The 406-nt window shown below is 39.9% G+C and carries 1 protein-coding gene; it reads left to right on the forward strand.

The window, feature by feature from the left end:
• Positions 1-4: 4 nt before the first annotated feature.
• On the forward strand, positions 5-406 hold a 402-nt coding region (locus DZ860_RS25485; RefSeq protein ID WP_500691428.1), incomplete at its 3' end, for a carboxyl transferase domain-containing protein.

Here is a 406-nt window from a genome sequence, read left to right on the forward strand (position 1 = left end):
GGTTATGGATTTTCAGTTTATGGGGGGTAGTATGGGATCTGTAGTAGGCGAGAAAATCACCCGTTTGGTCGAGTATGCTACCAATAAATTTCTACCTCTTATTCTAGTATGTGCTTCCGGAGGAGCACGCATGCAAGAAGGAAGTTTGAGCTTGATGCAAATGGCTAAAATATCTTCTGCTTTATATGATTATCAATCAAATAAAAAGTTATTCTATGTATCAATCCTTACATCTCCTACTACTGGTGGGGTGACAGCTAGTTTTGGTATGTTGGGGGATATCATTATTGCCGAACCCAATGCCTACATTGCATTTGCGGGTAAAAGAGTAATTGAACAAACATTGAAAAAAGCCGTGCCTGAAGGTTCACAAGCGGCTGAATCTTTATTACGTAAGGGCTTATTG

This window comes from Vibrio sinensis, assembly GCF_003605645.1.
Taxonomy (GTDB): Bacteria; Pseudomonadota; Gammaproteobacteria; order Enterobacterales; family Vibrionaceae; genus Vibrio; species Vibrio sinensis.